At 59.3% G+C, this 11,093-nt stretch carries 12 protein-coding genes; all 12 read left to right on the forward strand.

Annotated elements, in window-relative coordinates:
* Positions 1-124 precede the first annotated feature (124 nt).
* Positions 125-859 carry a cytochrome c biogenesis protein CcdA gene (locus ABJ076_RS10505; RefSeq protein WP_348189898.1) on the forward strand — a complete coding sequence of 245 codons (735 nt, stop codon included), beginning with the start codon at positions 125-127 and terminating at the stop codon, positions 857-859.
* An 11-nt stretch (positions 860-870) separates the two neighbouring features.
* Entirely contained in the window at positions 871-1,437 is a 567-nt protein-coding gene (locus ABJ076_RS10510; protein WP_348189900.1) for a thioredoxin family protein, read from the forward strand.
* A gap of 61 nt (positions 1,438-1,498) precedes the next feature.
* Positions 1,499-2,056, forward strand: coding sequence for a sulfur oxidation c-type cytochrome SoxX (gene soxX / locus ABJ076_RS10515; RefSeq protein WP_348202598.1), 558 nt, complete (start codon positions 1,499-1,501; stop codon positions 2,054-2,056).
* Positions 2,057-2,112: 56 nt separating this feature from the next.
* On the forward strand, positions 2,113-2,535 hold the full coding sequence (gene soxY / locus ABJ076_RS10520; RefSeq protein WP_348189904.1) for a thiosulfate oxidation carrier protein SoxY: 423 nt from the start codon (positions 2,113-2,115) through the stop codon (positions 2,533-2,535).
* Between the two features lie 19 nt (positions 2,536-2,554).
* Positions 2,555-2,884, forward strand: coding sequence for a thiosulfate oxidation carrier complex protein SoxZ (soxZ, locus tag ABJ076_RS10525; RefSeq protein WP_348189906.1), 330 nt, complete (start codon positions 2,555-2,557; stop codon positions 2,882-2,884).
* A 25-nt stretch (positions 2,885-2,909) separates the two neighbouring features.
* The gene (gene soxA / locus ABJ076_RS10530; RefSeq protein ID WP_348189908.1) at positions 2,910-3,752 is read left to right on the forward strand and encodes a sulfur oxidation c-type cytochrome SoxA; all 843 of its coding nucleotides are present in this window, start codon (positions 2,910-2,912) and stop codon (positions 3,750-3,752) included.
* A gap of 146 nt (positions 3,753-3,898) precedes the next feature.
* The gene (gene soxB / locus ABJ076_RS10535) at positions 3,899-5,590 is read left to right on the forward strand and encodes a thiosulfohydrolase SoxB (protein WP_348189910.1); all 1,692 of its coding nucleotides are present in this window, start codon (positions 3,899-3,901) and stop codon (positions 5,588-5,590) included.
* A 20-nt stretch (positions 5,591-5,610) separates the two neighbouring features.
* Positions 5,611-6,867 carry a sulfite dehydrogenase gene (soxC, locus tag ABJ076_RS10540; RefSeq protein ID WP_348189912.1) on the forward strand — a complete coding sequence of 419 codons (1,257 nt, stop codon included), beginning with the start codon at positions 5,611-5,613 and terminating at the stop codon, positions 6,865-6,867.
* Positions 6,851-7,894, forward strand: coding sequence for a c-type cytochrome (locus ABJ076_RS10545; RefSeq protein WP_348189914.1), 1,044 nt, complete (start codon positions 6,851-6,853; stop codon positions 7,892-7,894). Before soxC ends, ABJ076_RS10545 begins: the two co-directional genes overlap by 17 nt.
* 14 nt (positions 7,895-7,908) lie before the next feature.
* Positions 7,909-8,634 (forward strand): c-type cytochrome, encoded by a 726-nt coding sequence (locus ABJ076_RS10550; protein WP_348189915.1) that lies wholly within the window; start codon positions 7,909-7,911, stop codon positions 8,632-8,634.
* Positions 8,635-8,661: 27 nt separating this feature from the next.
* Positions 8,662-9,933, forward strand: a complete 1,272-nt coding sequence (locus ABJ076_RS10555; protein ID WP_348189917.1) for an NAD(P)/FAD-dependent oxidoreductase — start codon at positions 8,662-8,664, stop codon at positions 9,931-9,933.
* A gap of 80 nt (positions 9,934-10,013) precedes the next feature.
* On the forward strand, positions 10,014-11,093 hold the full coding sequence (locus ABJ076_RS10560) for a YeeE/YedE family protein (RefSeq protein ID WP_348189919.1): 1,080 nt from the start codon (positions 10,014-10,016) through the stop codon (positions 11,091-11,093).

Below are 11,093 nucleotides of genomic sequence, written 5' to 3' on the forward strand. Positions count from 1 at the left end.
GCCAACAATTTCTTGCTTTGTCGCCGTGGAGCATGGAACATAATAACAAATTCTAATGTGAGAATGTGTTGGCCGCAAGTACGGTCGGGGAAACGTACCGAAAATATAAGAAAGTGGGCTCAAAATGGGCTTCGACATAGGGATTGGCGGCGCGTTCCTTGCTGGGCTCGCATCTTTCCTGACCCCCTGCATTCTTCCGATCGTCCCGTTCTACCTCTGCTATATGGCCGGGGTGTCTATGAACGAGCTCGAAGAGCGGGAGAACGATGGAGCCGCTCGCCGCAAGGTCGTGCTGTCCGCCATTCTGTTTTCGGCTGGGGTGATCACAGTTTTTGTCGGCCTCGGTGCCAGTGCGTCTGCATTCGGACAGCAGTTGCGCGAGTACTTCGATATTTTGCGGTATGGCGCGGCGGTTGTGATCGCCGCCATGGGGCTGCATTTTCTTGGTTGGGTGAAAATTCCGCTGCTGTACCGTCAGGCTCGGATGGATGTCGCGGCCCCTGCCGGCATGATCGGTCCCTATTTGGTCGGGCTTGCCTTCGCTTTTGGCTGGACACCCTGTGTTGGACCGGTTCTGGCGATGATCCTGTTCAGCGCGGGAGCCGCTGAAACGGTCCAGCAAGGCGCGTTCCTGCTGTTCGGATACGGCATTGGCATGACCTTGCCATTCATCCTCGCGGCCTTCTTTTTTGGGCCCTTCATGGAGTGGATGAAATCGGTTCGCCGTTACGTGGCAGCAGTCGAGAAGGGAATTGGCGCCGCGCTGCTGGTCTTTGCCATCCTGATCGGTACCAACACGGTAGGCGTTATCGCCCAATGGATGATCGACACATTCCCGGTATTCGGAACCATCGGATGAGGAGACAGGATATGGCGCGTGTGATGTTTGGACTTCTCGCAGCATTGCTGATCATTCAACCGGCATTGGCAGAGGTCGGAGAGGATGGTCTTCACAAGAATTCCTGGTTTGCAGTCACCTTTAAGGATGTGGCCGAGGATATCGCGGACGCGGAAAGCCAAGGCAAGCGGCTGGCAATGATCTTCGAGCAGCGTGGCTGCATTTATTGCAAGCAGCTGCATGAAGGGCCGCTGTCTGACCCGGAAGTCGTCGATTTCATAAAGTCGAACTTCGTGGTGGTTCAGTACAATCTTTTCGGCGACGAGGAAGTGACCGATCTCGATGGCACGGCGCTTCCCGAAAAGGAAATGGCGAAACGCTGGGGCGTGGTGTTCACGCCGACGATTCTGTTCATGCCCGAACAGGGACCGGAAGGCGACAATGCCGGGCGTGCTGCGGTCGCGACCATGCCCGGAGCTTTCGGCAAGTGGACCACACTCAACATGTTCGCCTGGGTCCGGGAGAAGGGCTACGAGGGCGAGGAGCATTTCCAGAAATATCATGCTCGCCGCTTCCTCGAACAACAGAAGACACAGTAAAGGCGGGTTGGATTGCCGTAGCAGCGGCAGAGGCCTGTAACGCAACAACAAATTCAAAGATATGAATTTGTTGTTGCGTCAGGTCGAATTTTCCGGTCTGCTTAATTCAAAGGTCAGCCAAAGAGCTGTACCGACAAAAAAAGTGGGAGGAGATCCGGTGATAAGAGTTGTAGTCACCACCGTGTTGGCATTGATGCTTGGTATTTCGGGTGTCTCGGCCGAAACGGTCAAGCCTGGCGACGTCAAGATTGTCGACGGTGAGGTTGTTCAAGCACTGACAGACAAACCTGGCGATCCCCAAAAAGGCCGTCAATGGTTCATGGGCCGCAAGCTTGGAAACTGCCTCGCTTGCCACGCGAATTCTGATCTGGCCGATCAGCCCTATCACGGTGAAGTGGGACCGCCTCTTGACGGAGTAGCCGACCGTTGGTCGGTCACTGAGCTCCGGGCAATTGTCATTAATTCCAAAGAAGCCCTGTCGCCGGAAACCATTATGCCCGGCTTCTATCGTGATGCCGGTCTGAACCGGGTTGCGAAGAAATTTGCCGGCAAGACAGTTCTGACGGCTCAGCAGGTTGAGGATGTTGTCGCGTATCTGATGACCCTGAAAGAAGAATAAAGCCGGGCGCTGGGCCATTGCGCCCTCGCGCAGCTATCTAAACGGAGGAAAAATAAATGCAGATGACAAGGCGTGACCTGTTCGCGCTTGCTGCCGGCCTTGCTGCCGTTGGCCTGATTCAGGTTCCGGCCAACGCAAGCGAGGACGCGGTCGAAGCGGCCATCAAGGAATTCGCCGGTGGCATGCCGGAAACTGGCGGTGTCGAAATCGGCGCGCCGGAAATTGCCGAAAACGGCAATACCGTGCCGATCGAAGTGGCCGCTGAGGGCGCGACTTCAATCATGGTCCTTGCCGCAGGCAATCCGAGCCCCGGTGTCGGGACGTTCCACTTTACCGAAATGTGTGCCGAGAGCCGCGCCTCCACGCGCATTCGTCTGGCGACAACGCAGGAAATCGTTGCGGTGGCCAAAATGGCAGACGGGTCCACGAAGATGGCCCGGCGCGAAGTCAAGGTAACGATCGGCGGCTGCGGCGGCTGAGGACGGAGGAAACAGAACCATGGCGAAAATCAAACCCCGCGTGAAAGTGCCGAAAAAGGCCAAGGCCGGTGAGGCCGTCACGATCAAAACCCTGATCAGCCATCCGATGGAGTCCGGCCAGCGTAAGGACCGGAAGACCGGTGAGCTGATCCCGCGCAAGATCATCAACAAGTTCGTCGCCAAATATAACGGCACGGACGTGTTCTGGATGGACATGGAGCCTGCAATCGCCGCGAACCCCTATGTCGAGTTCTCGGTCAAGCTGACGGAATCCGGAACCATGCGGTTCGAATGGACCGATGATGACGGCTCCGTCTACGACATCGAGAAAAAGATCTCCGTCGCTTGAACGAACGGAGACATGGGAGGGTGGCATGAAAAAACTCTTGGCAATGGGGGTCATCGGACTCTTGGCGGCTACGGCAAACGCGGCCTTGGCCGATGAAGATGCCGAGCTGGTGATTGAAGGTCAGGCCTTTGTGACCAAACTGGATGCACCGGCGGATTCGCCCCTGTCGGAAATCCTGTCCGGCTGGCGGTTCCGTAACGACGAAACCCAGGAACTGCAGACCGACGATTTCGAGAACCCGGCAATGATCTTCGCGGAGTATGGCGAGGAGTTGTGGGAGACGGCGGACGGCGAAACCGGCAAGTCTTGCGCGGACTGCCACGGTGATGCTGCCGAGAGCATGAAGGGGTTACGGGCCTCGATGCCTAAATGGCACGAAGGCAAGAAAACCCTGTTTGCGCTTGAGGATCACATCAACTTGTCCCGAGAAGAACATCAGAAGGCCAAGCCGTGGAAATGGGAAAGCCAGGAGATGCTGGCGATGACCTCGTATATCGGCCTGCAGTCCCGCGGCATGCCCGTGAAGGTGAAAACCGATGGTCCGGCCGCTGAATGGTGGAAACGGGGCGAAGAGCTTTATTACACCCGCGTCGGCCAGCTCGACATGTCCTGCGCCCACTGCCACGAAAATAACTATGGAAACATGATCCGGGCCGATCATCTCAGCCAGGGGCAGACCAACGGATTTCCGGTTTATCGCCTGAAATGGCAGGGTATGGGTTCGATCCACCGCCGCTTCAAAGGCTGCATGGATAACATTCGGGCGACGCCTTACAAGCGCGGCTCGGACGAGTTCACTGCTCTAGAACTCTATCTCGCATCGCGTGGAGAGGGTCTCTCTGTCGAGACTCCGGCGCTGCGTAACTAACTGATCGGGTCCTGCATCCGGGAGCTATAGGCTCCCGGACATGGCCACTGAGTGAACATTTTGTCTGTTCCATCGCCTGAAATGCCGTGTGTTTCAGCCGGGAGAACTGCGTCCCGAAACGGGATTTGCCGAAGGAGCCACATGTCATGTTGTCGCGCCGCGATTTCCTCCAGACGTCGTTTGCTGCCTCTGCGATCGTCGGTCTGAGCGGTTTCGGGAACTGGGCCAAGCTCGCTGCGCAGCAGCGCCTCACTCAGGACCAGCTTCTGGATTTTGATACGACGGGAAATGTCACCCTGGTGCACCTGACCGATTGCCATGCCCAGCTCATGCCGGTCTGGTTCCGCGAGCCGTCGATCAATATAGGGGTTGGCCAGTCTGCCGGATTGCCGCCCCATATTTCAGGCAAGAAATTCCTCGATACCTACGGATTAAAGCCTGGCACGCCCGAGGCGTATGCGTTGAGTTCGGAGGACTTTGTCGCGCTCGCACGCGAATATGGCCAGATTGGCGGATTTGACCGGATTTCTACTGTCTTGAAATCGATCAGGGCGGACCGGCCGGACGCGCTGTTCCTCGACGGTGGCGACACCTGGCACGGCTCCATGACCGCCCTGCGCACGCAGGGGCAGGACATGGTCAATGTCATGAACGCGCTGAAGCCGGATGCGATGACCTCGCACTGGGAGTTCACCTACGGCATCGACCGGGTGACAGAGATTGTCGATGAACTGCCGTTCCCCTTCCTTGGTGCGAATATCTTCGACAGTGAATGGAACGAGCCAGCATACGATTCCCACTCGATCTTCGAACGCGGTGGCGTCAAGGTCGCCGTCATCGGTCAGGCCTTCCCCTATCTGCCGATCGCCAATCCGGGCTGGATGTTCCCGAACCTTTCCTTCGGCATCCGCGAGCAGCGCATGCGCGAGGTGGTCGAGGAAGTGCGTGCGGACGGTGCGGAGCTGGTCGTCGTGCTGTCCCACAACGGGTTCGACGTCGACCGCAAATTGGCGAGCCAGGTCGAGGGCATCGACGTTATCCTTGCCGGGCATACCCACGATGCCCTGCCGGAGCCGGTCCAGGTCGGCAATACGCTGGTTGTCGCATCCGGCTCCCACGGCAAGTTCGTCTCCCGTCTCGATCTCGATGTCCGTGACGGTGGGGTGAAAGGCTTCAACTTCCGCTTGATCCCGATTTTCTCGGACGTGATTGCGCCGGATCCCGAAATGACCGCACTGGTCGACGCCCAGCGCGCTCCCTTCAAGGCGGAGCTCGGCGAGATCATCGGCCAGACCGAGTCCCTGCTGTACCGGCGAGGGAATTTCAACGGCACTTGGGATGATCTGATCTGCCAGGCCCTGCTGGAGGAACGCGAAGCCGATATAGCGCTTTCGCCGGGCTTCCGCTGGGGTCCGAGCCTTCTGCCGGGCGACGATATCACCCGCGAAGACATCTATGGCGCAACGGCGATGACCTATCCCAACGTCTATCGCAGCGAGATGACGGGTGAGCTGATCCACACCATCCTCGAGGACGTTGCCGACAACCTTTTCAATCCTGATCCCTATTACCAGCAGGGTGGCGACATGGTGCGCGTCGGCGGCATGGGCTACTCGATCGACGTCAACAAGCCGATCGGCAGCCGGATCTCCGGAATGACCCTGCTGAAGACCGGTGAAGCCATCGACCCGGCCAAGTCCTATGTGGTCGCGGGTTGGGCATCGGTAAACGAGGGTACCGAGGGACCGCCAATTTACGATCTTGTCGAGCAGTATGTTGCTCGCAAGGGACGGGTCGAGATCACCCCGAATTCAGCTGTGAAGACAATTGCCGGATAGACCGGGCCGGAGACGGAACGATGACTGACAAGACACCAACCTCACGCAGAACCTTCTTGAAAGGCGGCTTGGCTGCCGGTGGCGCACTGGCCGCAGCGCCCGCTCTGGCTGCAGGCGATCCCGCGATCCTTGAGGTTCAGCCATGGGCCAGCGAGCTCGGCGAAGGCGTCGATGTAAAACCTTACGGCACGCCGTCCGCTTACGAGGCTCATGTCCGACGCCGGAACGTTCCCTGGCTGACCGCCGACCCGGTGAGTTCGATCAATTTCACCCCGTTGCATGAACTGGACGGCGTAATCACACCGAATGGTCTTTGCTTCGAGCGCCATCATAGTGGTGTCGCCGAAGTAGATCCGGCGAAGTACCGGCTGATGATCAACGGTCTGGTCGAGCGCGAGCTTGTCTTTACCATGGCGGACCTGAAGCGTTTCCCCCGTGAGAACCGCGCCTATTTCCTGGAATGTGCAGCTAACAGCGGCATGGAGTGGCGCGGCGCGCAGCTGAATGGCTGCCAGTTCACCCACGGCATGATCCACAATGTCATCTATACCGGCATTCCGCTGAAGACGATCCTCGAGGAAGCCGGCGTCAAGACCAACGCCAAATGGATCATGCCCGAAGGCGCGGATGCTGCTGCGATGACCCGTTCCGTGCCGATCGAGAAAGCCCTCGACGACTGCCTGGTCGCCTTCGCCATGAATGGCGAGGCATTGCGGCCGGAGCAGGGGTATCCGGTGCGTCTGGTAGTGCCGGGTTGGGAAGGCAACATGTGGGTCAAGTGGCTGCGCCGGATCGAAGTCGGTGACATGCCCTGGCACCATCGGGAAGAAACTTCCAAATACACAGACCTCATGGAGAACGGGAAAGCGCGTCGCTTCACTTGGGAGATGGACGCCAAGTCGGTGATCACCAACCCGAGCCCGCAGGCTCCGATCCTGCATGGCAAAGGCCCGACCATCATCACCGGAGTCGCCTGGTCCGGCCGAGGTACCATCAAGGAAGTCCATGTCACAACCGATGGCGGACGCAACTGGCAGCAGGCGCGGATCGACGGGCCGTCCTGGGAAAAGTCGATGCACCGCTTCTATTACGAGTTCGACTGGGATGGCAGTCCGTTGCTTCTGCAGTCGCGCGCTATCGACAGCACTGGTTATGTGCAGCCAACAAAGAACGAGCTGCGCGCCGTCCGTGGCGAGAATTCGATCTATCACAATAACGGAATCCAGACCTGGCACGTCAATGCGAACGGGGAGGCGGAAAATGTCGAGATTTCTTAATCTGGCAGCTCTGACCTTTGTTGTCGGTCTTGCGGGTACCGCGATGGCAGAGCCGACAGGTCTCGGCCGTCCGGCCACTCCGGACGAGGTTGCGGCCTGGGATATCGATGTCCGGCCAGACGGTGTAGGCCTGCCGGAAGGCAGCGGCTCTGTTGAAGCGGGAGAGCCAATCTTTGCGGAACGCTGTGCCTCCTGCCACGGCGATTTCGGTGAGGCTGTCGATCGCTGGCCGGTTCTGGCGGGCGGTCAGGACACACTGACCAGTGCCCGTCCGGTCAAGACCGTTGGGTCATACTGGCCCTATCTCTCGACGGTCTGGGACTATGTGCACCGGGCCATGCCGTTCGGTGATGCTCAATCCCTGACGAATGACGAGACCTACGCGCTGACGGCTTATCTGCTTTATCTGAACGATCTGGTCGACGACGATTTCGAACTCAGCCGGGAGAACTTCACAGAGGTCGTCATGCCGAACGCCGAGGGCTTCTATGCAGATGACCGAGCCGAGACCGCCGTCTGGAAGAACCGCACTCCCTGCATGACGGACTGCAAGACGGAGGTGAAGATCACTGCCCGTGCTCAGGTTGTCGACGTGACGCCGGATGATCCGACCTCGAAACATTCTTCTGCGGCGCCGGCTGCGGAAGAGACCGAGGCAACGAAAGAGGAAGCGACCCAGGTCGCCGCCGCTCCGGCAGTGGACTCGGCGCTGGTCAAGGCGGGCGAGAAGGTCTTCAAGAAATGCAAGGCGTGCCATGCTGTCGGCGATAAGGCGAAGCACAAAATCGGCCCGCACCTGAATGGCATCTTCGGACGAGCCGCTGGCACCGCGGAGGGTTTCAAGAAATACTCCAAGAGTATGAAGACTGCCGGTGCAGACGGTCTGGTCTGGGATGAAGAGACCCTCGCAGCCTTCCTCGCCAAGCCCAAGGCGATGATCAAGCGGACCAAGATGGCTTTTGCCGGTCTCAAGAAGGAAGACGATCTCACGGCAGTCATCGCTTACCTGAAGGCGATGGCTGACTAGGAAAGGATGTCCGGATGAGTGTGTGGACGGCTCGCATCATCAAGGCATTTAGCTTGGCGGTGATGCTCGCCGTCATTCCCGCGCCCGGTCCAGTCGCCGCCAACGAGCTTGGAGATCCGGCTGCGGGCGCGAGACTCTTCAAGGTCTGCAAGGCCTGCCACCGGGTCGGCGAGAATGCACGAAACGCGGTGGGGCCGCATCTTAACGGATTGTTCGGCCGCACCGCCGGCACCGTTGAGGGCTTCCGGTATTCAAAAGGATTAATGCGTGCCGGGGCGGATGGCTTGGTCTGGACGTTCGACTCCATCGACGCTTATCTCGAAAACCCGAAAAACCTGGTATCGCGGACGCGGATGAACTTCAGCGGCATGCCCAGCGCAGAAGACCGCTCGCATGTCATCGCCTATCTGCGTGGTTTCTCCGACAAGCCGAGTGATATTCCGGAAGCGGAACCCACATCGGCGGCAACCGATCATACGGTCGATCCTGCCATTCTCGCCATCGTCGGTGATCCGGATTACGGTGAATATCTCTCCGGTGAATGTTTGACGTGCCACCAGAAGAGCGGATCGGACAGTGGTATCCCCGCGATTACCGGGTGGCTGCGGGAAGATTTTGTCGTCGCGATGCACGCCTACAAGACCGGGATCCGGCCGCATCCGGTCATGCGGATGATCGCGGGCCGGTTGTCGGACGAAGAGATCGCCGGTCTGGCTGCGTATTTCGAAAGCCTCGAATGAACGGGGCACAAAAAGGGAGGAAGTGCCATGTCTCTGAGTAGAAGGTCGATCCTTAAGGGAGCGGCAGCGACCGCTGCTCTCACCACAGCGCCGATGATCATGGGTGCGGGTCACGGAAAGCCGAAAGTGGTCGTCGTCGGCGGCGGCGCAGGCGGCGCCACAGCCGCGCGATACCTTGCGAAAGACAGTAAGGGCGCGCTCGACGTTACTCTGATCGAGCCAAGCCGCACCTATTACAGCTGCTTTTTCTCCAATCTCTATCTTGGCGGTTTCCGCAGCCTCGCCTCGCTTGGTCATACATACGGAACGCTCGCCAGCGAATACGGAATCAACGTCGTGCACGACTGGGCAATAGGTGTCGACCGGGACAAGAAAACCGTAACCCTCGCCGGTGGAGCATCGCTGGCCTATGACCGGCTCGTCCTGTCTCCCGGCATCGATTTCGTCGATGGCTCTGTGCCCGGCTGGGATGTCACGCAGCAAAACCATATGCCCCATGCCTACAAGGCGGGATCGCAGACCGAGCTTTTGAAGGCGCAGGTCGAAACGATGCGGCCGGGTGGTGTGTTCGCCATGGTTGCGCCGCCAAACCCGTACCGGTGCCCGCCCGGCCCGTACGAACGGGTGTCCATGGTTGCGCATATGCTGAAGCAGAAGAATCCGAGTGCGAAGATCCTGATCTTCGATCCTAAGAAGAAGTTCTCGAAGCAGGGGCTTTTCCAGGCCGGCTGGGAAAACAGTTATCCGGGAATGATCGACTGGCTGGATGCCGAATTCACCGGAGCGCTGGAAGAAGTGCGTCCCGGCAGCATGGAAGTTGTTGTCGGCGGTGAGGTGACGAAGGCGGATGTTGTCAATGTCATTCCGGCTATGAAAGCCGGTCGCATTGCTGAACTCGCCGCGATTACAAACGACAAGGGTTGGGCACCGGTAGTTCCAGCCACGCTGCAAAGCAGGGAGGACGAGAATATCCACGTTCTCGGAGATGCCGCGCATCAGGGCGATATGCCGAAATCCGGTTTTTCCGCCAACAGTCAGGCCAAGGTGGCTGCGAATGCCATTCGCGGTGCACTCACCGGCTCGAAGGTGTTCCCGGCCAAATTCTCAAATACCTGCTGGTCGCTGATCGGCACCAACAACGGTGTGAAGGTCGGGGCTGCCTATGAAGCAACCCCGGAGAAGATCGCCAAAACCTCGGGCTTCATCAGTCAGAATGGCGAGGATGCGGCGTTGCGGAAGCAGACCTACGAGGAAAGCATCGGTTGGTATGACGGGATCAGCAAGGACATGTTCGGCTGATACAAATTGATCCCGCCGTCCGCCTGCAACGGTGGCCGGCGGCGGGAGGCGTAGCGTGAGTATCTGACGGACAGGTCGATATGGAGTTTCTGGAGACACTGCTGGCGAGCGACCTGCTGTCGGACCCTGCGAAGGCAGGTCTTGGCGGGTTGCTGGTCGGACTCGCATTCGGGGCCTGCGCCCAGGCCAGCCGTTTTTGTCTCAGAAGTGCGTCGCTGGAATTCTGGCGTGGCACGCCGGGACCAAATTTCGCGGTCTGGCTGCTCGTTTTCGGCTCTGCGCTGCTGTGCGTTCAGTTGTTGCTCTGGTCGGACACTTTGCCGGCCATGGAGGTGCGGCAACTGACGTCCGTCGGAACACTCTCCGGTGCGGTCATCGGTGGTGCCATGTTCGGTATCGGCATGGTTCTCGCCCGCGGCTGCGCCAGCCGCCTGCTTGTGCTTTCGGCGACAGGAAACCTCCGGGCTCTGATGACCGGGCTGTTGGTGACAGTCGTGGCCCAGGCGGCGCTCTCCGGCATTCTGTCGCCCTTGCGGCTCGACCTCTCCGCTCTCTGGACAGTTAGCCCGGGTGCCCGGAACCTCAATCTTCATGTTCCCGAAGGTTTCGGTATCCTTCTTGGCGGCACTCTGCTGGCAGTCGCGGCTTTATTGGCATCGAGATCGGCTCTGGGCTGGCCCCGCGCCCTGCTGTCTGTGTTGCTTGGCGCGACCATCGCTGGCGGCTGGCTCTATACCGCTTCACTGGCTCATGTCTCATTCGAGCCTGTATCGGTTCTGAGCGTTACCTTTACGGGTCCCTCGGCGGACACGCTCATGGCGTTGATCACCGCGCCCAGTGTGCCGCTCAGTTTCAGTCTTGGCCTTGTGCCCGGCGTGGCCCTCGGTTCCTGCGCCTCGGCACTGGTCAGGCGGGAGTTCTATATCGAGGTCTTCGACCAGTCGACTGGCATGGTGCGATACGTCTTCGGTGCGGTGCTGATGGGCTTCGGCGGCATGCTCGCCGGCGGCTGCGCGGTTGGTGCCGGGGTCACCGGCGGATCGGTGCTGTCTCTGACCGCCTGGCTGGCACTGCTGGCCATGTGGCTCGGCGCTGGGGCCTGCCAGTGGGCAATGGGAGAGCGGAGATATTCTCCGGCTCCACGGACGGCTCTTTCATGA

The organism is Nisaea sp., from assembly GCF_039990255.1.
GTDB lineage: Bacteria > Pseudomonadota > Alphaproteobacteria > Thalassobaculales > Thalassobaculaceae > Nisaea.